Origin of the sequence: Streptomyces sp. PsTaAH-124, assembly GCF_000373685.1 — a bacterium.
Taxonomy (GTDB): domain Bacteria; phylum Actinomycetota; class Actinomycetes; order Streptomycetales; family Streptomycetaceae; genus Streptomyces; species Streptomyces andamanensis.
In genome coordinates, this window is the sequence record NZ_KB892208.1 from 1 (window position 1) to 14,820 (window position 14,820).

The following is a 14,820-nucleotide window of genomic DNA, read 5'->3' on the forward strand; positions in this document are numbered from 1 at the left end:
CCCTTGATCGTGCCCCACACACCGTCCACGATCAGGCCGTCCCACACGAACGACTTGATCCAGTGGCCGACCTCCCACACGTGGTGCTTCTCCTCGACCGGGTCGCCCCAGGGGAGTTTCGCGTTCTTCAGGTCNTCNGCGTNGAACCCGTACTGGTTCTCGCGGTCNGANCCGTCCCCNGCGACCATCTGGGTGCCGCCGGGGAAGAGCGCGGTGATCTTGTTGTGGCAGGTGCGTTCCGCCGCCCAGAACGCCGCGACCGTCCGCGTGATCTCGTCCCGGATCCGGTTGTGACGGTCGACCTTGTCACCGTCGTACTGCCAGTCGTCGTCATCCTTCACCGAATTGACGAACGTCGTCGCCTCGTCCTTCAGGTCCTCCAGCTTCTTGACGAGAGGACGGATCTCCGTCGCGTACCCCGACAACGCTCCCGACACGGACTCCAGACCGGTCGCGAACGTGTCCGCACGGTCCTGCACCGGCTTCGTCGACGCGAACAACTGCTCCGCCTCCGGAGCCGTGTAATACGCCGACAGTCCCTGGAACTTCGTATGGACGTCCTGGCCGGTCGAGCGGAAATGGCCCGCGTCCGCCTTCAGGTTCCCGTACGCCTTCTCCAGCAGCCCCAGATCACCCGTGAACTGCGGAATCTCCTCAGGCTTGATCACGATGCACTGCCCCCCGTTCGTCGGCCCCGTCCGAGCAGGCCGACTCGCGTCAAGATCTCATCATCATACAAATAAGGGTCACGGGGTGTCAGGAGCTGCGGCCGCCGCCGTGACGCGCCCGTGTACGCGGACCGCCGAAACTCGCGGGCGGGGCCGTAGGGGAGGGCCCGAGCAGGATGCCGCCGAGGACGGCACCGGCGGCACCGGCGGCACCGGCGGTACCGGCGGCGCCAACGTCCGTGTCGGCGCAGGGGTTTCCGTGGAAGCGGACGTCCTGTTCGGCACGTTCGCGCGCCGCGCGGGCGAGGGCGTCGGCGGACAGCAGGCCGACGGTGGATCCGGGGGCGGCGAGCAGGCGTTCCGCCTCGGCCAGCGTCGTACGGGCCTCCGGCCCCACCACGCCCCGGTGCGTCGTGACGACGTCGGCCGCTGCGGCGACGGCGCTGCGGGCCACGAGCAGCGCGGCGGCCGACAGGACGCCCGTACGCCCCGCCCCCAGCGGAGCCGCCGCCGCGACGATCCGGCGCAGGGCGTCGAGCGGATCGTACGGCCGCCCGGACGCCAACTCCTGCCGTACGGAGGCCAGTACGCCGTCCAGGTGCAGCACGCGGGAGCGCGTCTCACCGGCCGGTACACCCGGCAGAGCGGTCCCCGCCTCCGCCGCCCGTTCCGCCTCCGCCCCGCTCAGCGCGGCCGGGACCAGGGCCGCTGCCTCGTCCAGCGCGGCGGCGAGACGCTCGATGCCGTCGAGGAACACCGCCGCCTGCGCCACCGCGCCCTCGGCTGCGCGCAGATGGGCGATGGCGGCGCCGCGTTCGTCCCGATCGGCGGCCTGGCGTGCCTGGTTGAGATGGACGGTGGCGAACATCAGGCGGTCCTTCGCCTGTTCGGCGTGGCCCGTCACCTGGTCCGACGCGGAGGGGGCGTAGCGGTGTGCGAGACCGGCCCGTACGGACTCCGCCGCCGCCGTGCGGCCCGCCAGCTCACGGAAGCGGGTCTCCGCCACCTGCACCGCCCCGCCGACCCCCCGGTCCAGGCCCCGCAGGTCGTCGAAGTCGCCCGCCGCCGCGTCCAGCACCCGGCCGGCCTCCTCGCAGTGCCCGATCACCCCGGCCCACACCTGCGGCGGCCCGGCCGGGTCCGTCGCAGCGGTCGCAGCGGTCGCAGCGGTCCGGTCGCCGTGCGGCCGTCGCAGGGCGAAGGCCGCCGCCAGCTCCGTCCCGGCCTCCCGCACGGCCGCGGCGAACGGCGCCACGGCCGCGCCGCCGAACCGCGCCTCGGCGAAGGCGAGTTCCTCACGGCTCGTGCGTACGCAGTCGTCGGCCATGACGAGCGACCGCCGCGCCCGCTCCTCGGCCTCGGGGAGTTCGTCGAGTCCCCGGGCCTCGGCGGGTTCGCCGTGGCCGCCGCCCGGTGTCGTACGGGTCCGGGCCCGTCGGGTGCGCCGTACGTACCCGTACCCGGCGCCCACCGCCACCGCGCCCACCGCGGCGAGCGGCAGGACGAGGTCGGCGCCCGACGTCTCGTCCTGCCCGGGTGCGGCGGTGGCGGTCGCGGCCGGGCCGGGCCCGGAGCGCGGTGCCGCCGCAACCGCGGTGCCGTTGTTGATCGTCATCACCGGAAGCGCCAGCCACACCAGCCCCGCCACGCTGCCCAGCACGGCCCGCGCCGCCCGCCCGCACCGGTGCGGGATCGCGCGGCGGGGCAGGACCCCGCGGGCCGGGGATGACGTCACGTTCGGGAGCGTATGACCGCCGACGCGGGCCCGCGACCGGGGCCGCGGCACCGGTGGGGACGGAGGCGGGCGGGCGGACACGGCAACGCGGAAGGGCTCGGAACAGCGCCATGGAGAACAGCACGGACCGCACCACGGACGGCAGCGACGGCGGCAGAGACGACGGGAGAGACGGCGGCAGAGACGACGGGAGAGACGGCGGCAGAGACGACGGCGGCAACAGGACGGCCGCCCAGCCGGAGGAGACGACGGACACCGCCACGGACACCCCCGCCCCCGCCCCCACCCCCGACGAGCCTGCCCCCGACAAGCCCACCTCCGACCCCACCCCCGACAAGAAGTCCCCCCACAAGCAGACCCCCCGCTCCCGCACCCTCCGCCGCGCCCGCCGCACCCTCCTCGCCGTCGCCCTCGTCCTTCTCCTCCCGCTCCTCGCCGCCGAGACCGCCCTGCGGGTGAACTACACGGGCGACCCGGCCGAGGGCACCCGCACCCGGGGCCAGGACGCGATCTGGCTGGGGCACGCCTGGGTGGACGGGCGGAAGAAGGACGCCGACATCGAGGCGCTGGCCGCGCGGCTGCGCGGGACCGGCATCCGCGACCTGTACGTGCACGCGGGCCCGCTGGAGCACGACGGGACGCTGCCCGCGTCGGCGTACCGGGGCGCGGCCCGCCTGATACCGGCCGTGCACCGGGCGCTGCCCGGGGTGCGGGTGCAGGCGTGGCTGGGGGACGTGCTGGCCACCGAGAGCCCGGACGGGCTGCGGCTGGAGCGGGCGGCGACGCGCGCGGCGGTGGTCGAGTCCACCCGGGCGGTGCTGGCCGCCGGTTTCGAGGGCGCCCACTTCGACCTGGAGCCGCTGCACTCCGGCGACCGCGACTACCTCGGCCTCCTCGACGACCTGCGCGCCCTGACCCACGCCCGCGGCGCCGTCCTGTCGGTGGCCGCGCACCAGATCGACCCGCTCCCGGCCTTCCACTCCGTGTGGGGCACCCTCACCGGCCACCCCAAATGGTGGTCGCAGGCGTACTTCGGCGAGGTCGCGCGCCGGGTCGACCAGATCGCGGTGATGTCGTACGACACCATGCAGCCGTTGCAGAGCCTGTACGGCGGTTATGTCGCCCAGCAGACCTCGCTCGCCCTGGAGGCCACCCCGCCCACCACCGATCTGCTGATGGGCCTGCCCTTCTTCCACGAGAACCGGTTCGGCCACTGGGACCACGCCGAGACCGTGCCCGCCGCCGTCCGGGGCGTCCGCCTCGGCCTGTCCCGCACGGACGCGGACCGCGTGCGCTTCGGTGTCGCGCTGTACGTCGACTTCGCGGCGACGGAGGCGGACTGGACCGCCTACCGCGAGGGCTGGGCCCGCACTGCTCCACCCGAGTGACCTTCGCCCGCCTCCCGCCGTGTCGCCGCCCGGGGGCGGACGCTTTCCTCTTCAGTGGGGCCATAGATCTGATCAGTTCCAAATATGCCCTACGCCACCTATACCGCCGAATGCGCACAAGCAGGACAGGGCCAGCAGGACAGGGCCTCACCGGGCACGAGCAGCACGCGGCCCGTGCCCACCGGCGGGAGCGGCTCCCCGGAGGTAGCACAGATGTCGTACGACGGTGTCGGGCCCCGCGCGGTCATGCGCTCGGTCGCCTTCCTGACCGCGGGCGCCCTGGCGGTGCCCCTGCTGGCGGGCTGCGGCTCGGACGACGAGGGCAGCAGACCGCTGGCCGGGCAGGACATCGCCCCCGCGGCCCGCGCCCAGGTCACCGACGGCGGCACGCTGCGCTGGGCGGTGGACACGATGCCGGAGACGCTGAACACCTTCCAGGCGGACGCCGACGCGAGCACCACCCGGATCGCCCAGGCGGTCCTGCCGGCCATGTTCCGCCTCGACGCCAGCGGCCGGCCGCAGCGCGACGCGGACTACCTCGACTCCGCGCGGGTGGTCGAGACCGAGCCCAGGCAGGTCGTCGTCTACCGGCTCAACCAGCAGGCCGTCTGGAGCGACGGCCGGGAGATCGGCGCCGCCGACTTCGCCGCCCAGTGGCGCGCCCTGTCCGGCAAGGACTCCGCGTACTGGACCGCGCGCAACGCCGGCTACGACCGCATCGAGAAGGTCGAGCGCGGCGCCAACGACCTGGAGGTCCGGGTCACCTTCGCCCGGCCCTACGCGGACTGGCAGTCGCTGTTCTCGCCGCTGTACCCCAAGGACGTCACCGGCACCGCCAACGACTTCAACGACGGGGCGCGCAAGAAGCTCAAGGTCAGCGCCGGGCCCTTCACGGTGCAGAAGATCGACACCGCGGAGAAGGAGGTGGTCCTCGCCCGCAGCCCGCGCTGGTGGGGCCACCCGGCCAAGCTGAACGAGATCGTGCTGCACCAGGTGGCGCGCGACAAGCGGGCCGCCGCGCTCGCCGACGGCACCGTGGACGTGGCCGACATCGACCCGGCCGACGCCGACCGGATCACCCTCGCCGACGGCGCCCAGGGCAGCTCGCCCTTCCAGGGCCCGGCCGGCGGGCGCACCGCCGCCAAGGCGCTGCGCTCCTGGGCGCTGGTGCACGGCTCCGACGAGAAGGCCGCCGGGCGCGAGCGCCGCGCCCTGGCCGAGGGCCGCGGCGCGCTCACGACCTATCTCCGCCAGCAGGACGCGCTGCGCGGGGTGAAGGTGCGTAAATCCCTGGAGCCCGCCTTCACCCAGCTCGCGCTGAACGGCGCCGGCGGCCCGCTCGCCGACGAGCGCGTCCGGCACGCCGTGGCGCACGCCCTGGACCGCAAGGAGCTCGCCGAGATCGTCCTCAAGCCGCTGGGCCTGCCCGCCACCCCGGTCGGCAGCCACCTCGCCCTGTCCGGGCAGGCCGCCTACGCCGACAGCAGCGACGCGCTCGGCGGCCAGGACACCGCCCAGGCCAAGGCGCTGCTCGCCGACGCCGGCTGGGTGGCCGGGACGGGCAAGGAGCAGGACAAGCAGAAGAAGGGCGAGAAGGCGGCCGGTGCCCAGGGGCACAAGGAAGCGGACGGTGACGGCGAGGGCACGTACATCGTCGGGGTGAACGACGACATCGAGCACAACGGCGACGGCAAGGGCAGGCCCCGCGACGAGGAGAGCGCCGAGAACGGCACCAGGACGCGCCAGCTCGCCCAGGACGGCGCCCCCGGCGCGTATGCCCCCCGGGGCACCGCCGCCCCGGCCGGCACGGTGGCCGGGCCGCTGGCCAAGGACGGCAAGCCGCTCACGCTCCGCTTCGTCCTGCCCTCCGGGCCGGGCTCGGAGACGCTGCGCAAGGTCGCCGACCGGATCACGGCCATGCTGGAGAAGGTGGGCATCGCCACGGACGTGACCAAGGTCCCGGACGAGAGCTACTTCCGCGACCACATCGCCGCCGGCCAGTACGACCTGGCCCTGTACTCCTGGCCGGCCTCCGCCTACCCGGCCACCGACGCCCGCCCGGTGTACGCCAAGCCCGTCCCGGCCGCCGACGGCTCCCTGAACGTGCAGCAGAACTACACCCGGGTCGGCACCGACCAGGTCGACCAGCTCTTCGACCAGGCCCTGGCCACCCTGGACGAGGGCCGGGAGCGCGACCTGGTGCGCAAGGCCGACGCCCGGATCTGGGCGAGCGCCGGGTCCATCCCGCTCTACCAGCGGCCCCAGCTCGTCGCGGTCCGCGACACCCTGGCCAACGTGGGCGCCTTCGGCTTCCAGACCCCCGTCTACGAGGACATGGGCTACCTGAGGAAGGGCGCGAAGGGGCCGTCCGGAGCGTCCTCGTAGCGGGGCGCGGGGGCCGGCCGGGAGCGTCCCGCACCCGGCCGCGCAGGCCCCCGGGGCGGCGCACCCGTACGATGGGGTGAGGCCGTGGCGTGTTCAGCCCGGCAGGGCGCGTGTACCGAGGACGTACGCGCAGCCGTCCGCACACTCCGGGAGTACGCCTCACTATGGCCGTGTCCGCAACACGTCACGACATTCGAAACGTCGCCATCGTCGCCCACGTCGACCACGGCAAGACGACCATCGTCGACGGCATGCTGAAGCAGGCCGGTGCCTTCGCCGCCCATCAGCTCGACTCCGTCGACGACCGCATGATGGACTCGAACGACCTGGAGCGTGAGAAGGGCATCACGATCCTCGCCAAGAACACGGCGGTGAAGTATCACCCCAAGGACGGCGGGGACCCCATCACGATCAACATCATCGACACCCCCGGCCACGCCGACTTCGGCGGCGAGGTCGAGCGCGGTCTGTCGATGGTCGACGGTGTCGTGCTGCTCGTCGACGCCTCCGAGGGCCCGCTGCCGCAGACCCGCTTCGTGCTGCGCAAGGCGCTCCAGCAGCGCCTGCCCGTCATCCTGTGCATCAACAAGACGGACCGCCCGGACTCCCGGATCGACGAGGTCGTCAACGAGACGTACGACCTCTTCCTCGACCTGGACGCCGACGAGGAGCAGATCGAGTTCCCGATCGTCTACGCCTGCGGCCGGGACGGCGTCGCCTCGCTGACCAAGCCGGCCGACGGCACGGTCCCGGGCGACTCCGACAGCCTGGAGCCGTTCTTCTCCACCATCCTGGAGCACATCCCGGCCCCGACCTACGACGAGGAGCTGCCGCTCCAGGCGCACGTCACCAACCTGGACGCGGACAACTTCCTCGGCCGTATCGCGCTGCTGCGCGTGGAGCAGGGCGAGCTGCGCAAGGGCCAGACGGTCGCGTGGATCAAGCGCGACGGCTCCGTGTCGAACGTGCGCATCTCCGAGCTGATGATGACCGAGGCGCTCACCCGCAAGCCCGCCGAGAAGGCGGGCCCCGGTGACATCTGCGCCGTCGCCGGTATCCCCGACATCATGATCGGCGAGACGCTGGCGGACCCGGAGAACCCGGTCCCGCTGCCGCTGATCACGGTCGACGAGCCGGCGATCTCCATGACCATCGGCACCAACACCTCGCCGCTGGTCGGCCGCGGCGGCACCGGCAAGGGCGCCGACGCGAAGGCGGCCGTCAAGGACCGCAAGGTCACCGCCCGCCAGGTCAAGGACCGCCTGGACCGTGAGCTGATCGGCAACGTCTCGCTGCGCGTGCTGGAGACCGAGCGCCCGGACGCCTGGGAGGTGCAGGGCCGCGGTGAGCTGGCGCTGGCCATCCTGGTGGAGACCATGCGCCGCGAGGGCTACGAGCTGACCGTCGGCAAGCCGCAGGTCGTCACCAAGGACGTCGACGGCAAGACGTACGAGCCGGTCGAGCGCATGACGGTCGACGTGCCCGAGGAGCACATGGGCGCGGTCACGCAGCTCATGGGTGTGCGCAAGGGCCGGATGGACAACATGTCCAACCACGGCTCGGGCTGGGTCCGCATGGAGTTCGTGGTGCCCTCGCGCGGTCTGATCGGCTTCCGTACGGAGTTCCTGACCCAGACCCGCGGCACCGGCATCGGCCACTCCATCCACGAGGGCTTCGAGCCCTGGTTCGGCACGCTGACCACCCGCAACAACGGTTCGCTGGTCGCCGACCGCTCCGGTGCCGTCACCGCCTTCGCGATGACCAACCTCCAGGAGCGCGGTGTGCTCTTCGTGGAGCCGGGCACCGAGGTGTACGAGGGCATGATCGTCGGTGAGAACTCCCGCGCCGACGACATGGACGTCAACATCACCAAGGAGAAGAAGCTCACCAACATGCGGTCCTCGACCGCCGATGTGGCCGAGTCCATCGTCCCGCCGCGCAAGCTCTCTCTTGAGCAGTCCCTGGAGTTCTGCCGCGACGACGAGTGCGTCGAGGTGACCCCGGAGGCGGTCCGTATCCGCAAGGTGAGCCTGGACGCGCGCGACCGCGCCCGCGCCGCCAGCCGGGCCAAGCACGGCTGAGCCGCGGCCGGTCCCCGACGGCCGGCCGCCCACGGCACCCAGGGCCCGCCCGGCAGCACGCCGGGCGGGCCCGCCGCGTCCGTCCTCGCGGGGCCGGGTGTCAGGTCCGTACAGGGTTTTCCCTACAACCGGGGCCGGTCTTTCCGGTGTCGCCTGCGGCGGTTCGCGCCATTGTTAGAGTGACCGGAATCTACGGCTTGCCGAGTCATCGCGCCGGTCTGTCCTCGGCCCCCGGTCGAGCCGGGCCGCAGGCGTGCTCGCCCCGCCCTCCGGTGCAACCGGTTTTCCACCACACCTTGTCCGCTATGCGGACAGTCTCGCCCGATAGTTGTGTAACAAGTCCGTTTCGCAGGGATCTTTCACCAAACCCTTTGTCCGGATTTTGGAAGAAGTACACGGCAGGTGTGATCGAACCGAGACCTGGAAGGTGTGGTTCGGTACGGTTCGGATGGCAGATAGTTAGGCGCGTAGAGCTCGGATCAACGGGTCACGCGCTGATGGAGGCGCCGACTCACGAGCCAGGGGGCACCTGAGCATTTCAGGCACCGGTAACGGTGATGCGTCAAGTGCCCCTCCATGCGGTGAACCAATGGACTCATGAGGAGGAGCCCCATGCGTGGTGCCAAGAGCGCCAAGTGGGTTGCGATAGCCGCGGTTGTGGCGCTGGGCGCGACGGCCTGTGGCGGCGGTGGTGACAAGGGCGGCGACAGCAAGGCCGCGGCCGACCCCAACGGGAAGTTCTCCGTCGAGGTGGGCGAGCCGCAGCACCCGCTGCAGCCCGCGAACACCATGGAGTCCAACGGCAGCATCGTCATCAAGTCCATTTTCTCCGGGCTCGTCGACTACGACTCCAGCGGCAAGATCGTCATGGTGAACGCCCAGTCGGTCGACACCACGGACAACAAGACCTTCACGGTCAAGCTGAAGCCGGGCTGGAAGTTCCACGACGGCACCCCCGTCACCTCCACGTCCTACGTCAAGGCGTGGAACTGGGCCGCGAACCCGGCCAACAAGCAGACCAACAGCGCGTGGTTCGCCGACATCCAGGGCTACGACGACGTCGCCCCGGCCAGCGGCAAGCCGAAGGCCGACAAGATGTCCGGTCTGAAGGTCGTCGACGACAACACCTTCACGATCACCCTGTCGAAGCCGATCCCGTACTACACGTACAAGCTCGGCTACGAGGTCTTCGACCCGCTGCCGGAGTCCTTCTACAAGGACCCGAAGGCGGCCGGCGAGCACCCGATCGGCAACGGCCCCTACAAGTTCGTCAGCTGGCGCCACAAGCAGTCGATCGAGGTCGCCAAGTACGACGACTACAAGGGTCCGAACGCCGCGAAGAACGGCGGTGTGGTCTTCAAGAACTACGCCAAGCTCGAGACGGCCTACCAGGACCTCAAGTCCGGCAACCTCGACGTGATGCGCCAGGTCGCCCCGCGTGACCTCCCGGTCTACAAGCAGGACCTCGGCGACCGCGCGGTGGACCAGTCGTACTCGGCGATCCAGACCATCGCCGTGGCCTTCTACGCGCCGCAGTGGAAGAACGTCAACGTCAAGGTCCTCCAGGGCCTGTCGATGGCGATCGACCGCGACACCATCACCAAGACCGTCCTCCAGGGCACCCGTGAGCCGGCCACCGGCTGGGTCGCCAAGGGCGTCCTGGGCTACCAGCCGAACGCCGTCGGTGACATCACCAAGTACGACCCGGCCAAGGCGAAGCAGCTCATCGCGGACGGCGGCGGCGTCCCGGGCAACAAGATCTCCATCCAGTACAACGCGGACGGCGGTCACAAGGAGTGGGTGGAGGCCGTCTGCGGCTCCATCACCAAGGCCACCGGCGTGGCGTGCACGGGCGACTCGAAGGCCGACTTCCAGGCCGACACCAACGCGCGTGACAACCACCAGGTCAAGTCGCTCTACCGCTCCGGCTGGGTGCTCGACTACCCCTTCATCTCGAACTTCATCCGCGACCTGTTCGGCTCCAAGGCCGACGGCAACCAGGGTGGGTTCAAGAGCAAGGAGGTCGACGACCTGATCGCCAAGGCCGACGCCGCCAAGACGCTGGACGAGTCGGAGAAGCTCTACCAGCAGGTCGAGAAGCAGCTGCCGAACTACATGCCGAGCATCCCGCTCTGGTACTACAAGGTCAACGCGGGCTACTCGGAGAAGGTCAACGACGTCAAGTACGACCAGCAGGGTGACCCGATCCTGACTGGCGTTGAGGTCAAGAAGTAACCGCTGACGACGACAGCGTGTGCCGTGCCGCACCCTTTCGACAGGGTGCGGCACGGCAGCGGCCGACGAACGGCCGGGGGGCCCTTTTCACCGCGTACGTACGGAATTCCGCTGGGAAGCCGCTCGTATGGGGCGAAAAGGGCCTGCCGCTGTGACTGACATGGAGGCACCATGGGGCGCTATGTCGCACGACGACTGCTCCAGATGATCCCGGTCTTCATCGGGACAACCCTGCTGATCTTCCTGATGGTCTACGCTCTGCCCGGCGACCCCGTGCGCGGGCTCTTCGGGGACAAGGCCACCACGCCGCAGGTGATCAACTCGCTGCGGCACGAGTACGGTCTCGACAAGCCGGTCCTGGTCCAGTACTGGGACTACATGCGGGGCATCATCCTGCACGCCGACTTCGGTGACCAGATCGCCAGCGGCCGCCCGGTCACCGACATCCTCGGTGAGGCGTTCCCGGTGACGCTGCGGCTGGCCGGTCTGGCCTTCGCCATCGAGGCCGTCGTCGGCATCGTGCTCGGCGTCGTCGCCGGCATGCGCGCGGGCAAGGCCGCCGACACCGTCATCCTCTTCGTGACGCTGCTGCTGATCTCGGTGCCGGTCTTCGTGCTCGGCTACATCCTCCAGACGGTGTTCGCGATCAACCTGGGCTGGCTGGAACCGTCGGTCACCGACGAGACCGACCTCAACCAGTTCATCCTGCCCGCCATCGTGCTGGCCAGCGCCTCGCTCGCCTATGTGGCACGGCTGAGCCGCACCTCGGTCGCGGAGAACCTGCGCGCCGACTACATGCGCACCGCCATCGCCAAGGGCCTGCCCAAGCGCCGGGTCATCGGCGTGCACCTGATGCGCAACTCGCTCATCCCGGTCGTCACCTTCCTCGGCACCGACCTCGGTGCCCTGATGGGCGGCGCGATCGTCACGGAGGGCATTTTCAACATCCACGGCGTGGGCGGCACCATCTACGACTCGATCGTGCGCCGAGAGGGCACCACGCTCGTCGGACTGGTCACCATCCTGGTCCTCGTGTACCTCTTCTGCAGCCTGATCGTCGACCTGCTCTACGCGGTTCTGGACCCGAGGATCCGTTATGCCTGAGCTGACCAAGTCCGCGGACGAAGCCGCCGGCGCCACCGCGACCGCAGCCGCGGGCGGCGAACTGCCGCAGCCCAAGGCGGAGAAGACCCGCAGCCTGTGGGGCGACGCCTGGCAGGACCTGCGCACCAACTGGGTGTTCATCGTCTCGGCCCTGCTGATCCTGCTGCTGCTCCTGATGGCCGCCTGGCCGGGCCTGTTCACCGACGGGGACCCGAACAACAAGGACCTGGCCGGGCACTACCTGGCGCACCCGCAGTACGGGAAGGTCTTCTCGGCCGACTGGCTGGGCTACGACGCCCAGGGCCGCAGTGTCTACGCCCGCGCCATCTACGGCGCCCGCGCCTCGCTGCTGGTCGGCGGCGGCACCACCTTCGCGGTGACCGTGCTCGGCGGTCTGATCGGTATGCTCGCCGGTTACTTCGGCGGCTGGATCGACGCGGTGCTGTCCCGGGTCACCGACATGTTCATGGGCATCCCGTTCCTGCTCGGCGCGCTCGTCCTGCTGAACGCCTTCACCGACCGCACCATCCCGGTCGTCATCCTGGCGCTGGCCTTCCTCGGCTGGACGCAGACGGCCCGTGTGATGCGCGGTGCGGTCATCACCGTCAAGTCGACGGACTACGTGCAGGCGGCCAAGGCGCTCGGCGCCGGGACCAACCGCATCCTCTTCCGTCATGTGCTGCCCAACGCGGTGGCTCCGGTGATCGTCGTCGCCACCATCTCGCTCGGTGTCTACATCGGCGCCGAGGCCACGCTGTCGTTCCTGGGCCTCGGCCTGAACGGCGCCTCGTGGGGCAACGACATCTCCGACGGCGGCAACTCGATCCGCGTGGCCCAGTGGATCATGCTCTACCCGTCGATCCTGCTCAGCATCACGGTGCTGGCGTTCATCATGCTCGGTGAGGCCGTCCGCAACGCCCTCGACCCGAAGACGCGCTGAGGGAGGCGTACGTGACCACCATCGAAGAAGTCACCCCGGTGCCGTCGCCGCGCGACGGCGGGGCGGACGGCGGGCCACTGCTCGACGTGCGCGACCTGCACGTCGAGTTCCACACCCGTGAGGGTGTCGTGCGGGCCGTCAACGGCGTCAACTACAGCGTGAGCGCCGGTGAGACGCTGGCCGTGCTCGGCGAGTCCGGTTCCGGCAAGTCGGTGACCGCGCAGGCGATCATGGGCATCCTGGACATGCCGCCGGCGAAGATCCCGCAGGGCGAGATCCGCTTCCGCGGCCAGGACATGCTGACCATGGCCGCCGAGGAGCGCCGCAAGATCCGCGGCCGCCGGATCGCGATGATCTTCCAGGACGCGCTGTCCTCGCTGAACCCGGTGCTGACCGTCGGCTACCAGCTCGGCGAGATGTTCCGCGTCCACCAGGGCCTGTCCAAGAAGGACGCCAAGGCCAAGGCCATCGACCTGATGGACCGGGTGAAGATCCCGGCCGCCGCCGCGCGCGTCAACGACTATCCGCACCAGTTCTCGGGCGGTATGCGCCAGCGCATCATGATCGCGATGGCGCTGGCCCTGGAGCCGGACCTGATCATCGCGGACGAGCCGACCACCGCGCTCGACGTGACCGTCCAGGCCCAGGTCATGGACCTGCTCGCGGAGCTCCAGCGCGAGTACAACATGGGCCTCATCCTGATCACCCACGACCTCGGTGTGGTCGCCGACGTCGCGGACAAGATCGCGGTGATGTACGCGGGCCGGATCGTCGAGCAGGCGCCGGTGCACGAGCTGTACAAGCGGCCCGCGCACCCGTACACGCGGGGTCTGCTGGACTCGATCCCGCGCCTGGACCAGAAGGGCCAGGAGCTGTACGCGATCAAGGGCCTGCCGCCCAACCTGCTGCGCGTACCGACCGGCTGCGCCTTCAACCCGCGCTGCCCCAAGGCCCAGGACATCTGCCGTACGGATATCCCGGAGCTGCTGGCGGTCACCGAGCGCGACGGCGGCGAGCTGCCGGGCCGTGCCTCGGCCTGCCACTTCTGGAAGGAGACGATCCATGGCTGAGCTCAGAAAGAACGACGGGCAGCCGGACGCCACGCCGAACGTCTCCGAGGTGGACGTCGTCGAGGCCCGCAGCGAGGACGAGGCGGTCGACGCCATCGAGGCGCCGGTCCAGCGCGGCGAGCCGATCCTCCAGGTGCGCAACCTGGTGAAGCACTTCCCGCTCACCCAGGGCATCCTGTTCAAGAAGCAGGTCGGCGCGGTCAAGGCCGTCGACGGCATCTCCTTCGACCTGTACCAGGGCGAGACCCTGGGCATCGTGGGCGAGTCCGGCTGCGGCAAGTCGACGGTGGCCAAGCTCCTGATGAACCTGGAGCGGGCGACCGCGGGCGAGATCTTCTACAAGGGCCAGGACATCACCAAGCTGTCCGGGCGTGCGCTGAAGGCGGTGCGCCGCAACATCCAGATGGTGTTCCAGGACCCGTACACCTCGCTGAACCCGCGGATGACGGTCGGTGACATCATCGGCGAGCCCTTCGACATCCACCCCGAGGTGGCCCCGAAGGGTGACCGGCGGCGCAAGGTGCAGGAGCTGCTGGACGTCGTCGGGCTCAACCCGGAGTACATCAACCGCTATCCGCACCAGTTCTCCGGCGGTCAGCGCCAGCGCATCGGCATCGCCCGCGGCCTCGCGCTCAACCCCGAGATCATCATCTGCGACGAGCCCGTCTCGGCGCTGGACGTGTCGGTGCAGGCACAGGTCATCAACCTGATGGAGCGCCTCCAGGACGAGTTCAACCTGTCCTACATCTTCATCGCGCACGACCTGTCCATCGTCCGGCACATCTCGGACCGCGTGGGCGTGATGTACCTGGGCAAGATGGCCGAGATCGGCTCGGACGAGCAGATCTACGACCACCCGACGCACCCGTACACCCAGGCGCTGCTGTCGGCGGTCCCCGTCCCGGACCCGGACGCCCGTGAGCACCGCGAGCGGATCATCCTCACCGGCGATGTGCCGTCCCCGGCCAACCCGCCCTCGGGCTGCCGCTTCCGCACCCGCTGCTGGAAGGCCCAGGACAAGTGCGCCGAGGAGGTCCCGCTGCTGGCGATCCCCGAGCGTTTCAAGGGCGCGGACAGCCTGGCGGCCCACGAGTCGGCCTGCCACTTCGCCGAGGAGAAGGACATCGTCCACGCGGCGTAGCTCCCACCACGGCACCACCACCGGATCCCGGTACCCCCTCCAGGGTGCCGGGATCCGGCGTTTCCGCGCTTCG

General features: G+C 70.4%; 9 protein-coding genes and 1 pseudogene. 8 read left to right on the forward strand and 2 right to left on the reverse strand.

What is annotated here, in order from left to right:
* Together B086_RS41580 and B086_RS0135555 are read right to left on the reverse strand one after the other, a co-directional pair.
* Nucleotides 1-668 (reverse strand): annotated as a pseudogene (locus B086_RS41580) (protein phosphatase); the annotation flags it as partial.
* Nucleotides 669-756: 88 nt separating this feature from the next.
* On the reverse strand, nt 757-2,283 hold the full coding sequence (locus B086_RS0135555; RefSeq protein WP_199790812.1) for a hypothetical protein: 1,527 nt from the start codon (nt 2,281-2,283) through the stop codon (nt 757-759).
* Between the two features lie 230 nt (nt 2,284-2,513).
* On the opposite strand from B086_RS0135555, the gene B086_RS0135560 reads away from it, so the two are divergent.
* The 8 genes from B086_RS0135560 (at nt 2,514) to B086_RS0135595 (ending at nt 14,747) form a co-directional block, all read left to right on the forward strand.
* Entirely contained in the window at nt 2,514-3,791 is a 1,278-nt protein-coding gene (locus B086_RS0135560) for a hypothetical protein (RefSeq protein ID WP_018571209.1), read from the forward strand.
* Nucleotides 3,792-4,004: 213 nt separating this feature from the next.
* A complete protein-coding gene (locus B086_RS0135565) occupies nt 4,005-6,176 on the forward strand; it encodes an ABC transporter family substrate-binding protein (protein ID WP_018571210.1) in 2,172 nt (723 codons plus the stop codon).
* 164 nt (nt 6,177-6,340) lie between these two features.
* Nucleotides 6,341-8,257, forward strand: a complete 1,917-nt coding sequence (gene typA, locus B086_RS0135570) for a translational GTPase TypA (protein WP_018571211.1) — start codon at nt 6,341-6,343, stop codon at nt 8,255-8,257.
* A 612-nt stretch (nt 8,258-8,869) separates the two neighbouring features.
* Nucleotides 8,870-10,492: a peptide ABC transporter substrate-binding protein gene (locus B086_RS0135575; protein ID WP_026253117.1), complete on the forward strand. Its 1,623-nt coding sequence runs from the start codon at nt 8,870-8,872 to the stop codon at nt 10,490-10,492.
* A 171-nt stretch (nt 10,493-10,663) separates the two neighbouring features.
* Nucleotides 10,664-11,596: an ABC transporter permease gene (locus tag B086_RS0135580; protein ID WP_026253118.1), complete on the forward strand. Its 933-nt coding sequence runs from the start codon at nt 10,664-10,666 to the stop codon at nt 11,594-11,596.
* Nucleotides 11,589-12,536, forward strand: a complete 948-nt coding sequence (locus B086_RS0135585; RefSeq protein ID WP_018571214.1) for an ABC transporter permease — start codon at nt 11,589-11,591, stop codon at nt 12,534-12,536. Before B086_RS0135580 ends, B086_RS0135585 begins: the two co-directional genes overlap by 8 nt.
* A gap of 11 nt (nt 12,537-12,547) precedes the next feature.
* Nucleotides 12,548-13,606 carry an ABC transporter ATP-binding protein gene (locus tag B086_RS0135590; protein ID WP_018571215.1) on the forward strand — a complete coding sequence of 353 codons (1,059 nt, stop codon included), beginning with the start codon at nt 12,548-12,550 and terminating at the stop codon, nt 13,604-13,606.
* Nucleotides 13,599-14,747 (forward strand): ABC transporter ATP-binding protein, encoded by a 1,149-nt coding sequence (locus tag B086_RS0135595; protein WP_018571216.1) that lies wholly within the window; start codon nt 13,599-13,601, stop codon nt 14,745-14,747. Before B086_RS0135590 ends, B086_RS0135595 begins: the two co-directional genes overlap by 8 nt.
* The last annotated feature ends 73 nt before the right edge of the window (nt 14,748-14,820 follow it).

Bases quoted from the DNA above. Each gene is read 5' to 3' on its own strand.
- B086_RS0135555 (WP_199790812.1), bottom strand. From the start codon at position 2,283: ATGACGATCAACAACGGCACCGCGGTTGCGGCGGCACCGCGCTCCGGG.
- B086_RS0135565 (WP_018571210.1), top strand. From the start codon at position 4,005: ATGTCGTACGACGGTGTCGGGCCCCGCGCGGTCATGCGCTCGGTCGCC.
- typA (WP_018571211.1), top strand. From the start codon at position 6,341: ATGGCCGTGTCCGCAACACGTCACGACATTCGAAACGTCGCCATCGTC.
- B086_RS0135595 (WP_018571216.1), top strand. From the start codon at position 13,599: ATGGCTGAGCTCAGAAAGAACGACGGGCAGCCGGACGCCACGCCGAAC.
- B086_RS0135560 (WP_018571209.1), top strand. From the start codon at position 2,514: ATGGAGAACAGCACGGACCGCACCACGGACGGCAGCGACGGCGGCAGA.
- B086_RS0135585 (WP_018571214.1), top strand. From the start codon at position 11,589: ATGCCTGAGCTGACCAAGTCCGCGGACGAAGCCGCCGGCGCCACCGCG.
- B086_RS0135575 (WP_026253117.1), top strand. From the start codon at position 8,870: ATGCGTGGTGCCAAGAGCGCCAAGTGGGTTGCGATAGCCGCGGTTGTG.
- B086_RS0135580 (WP_026253118.1), top strand. From the start codon at position 10,664: ATGGGGCGCTATGTCGCACGACGACTGCTCCAGATGATCCCGGTCTTC.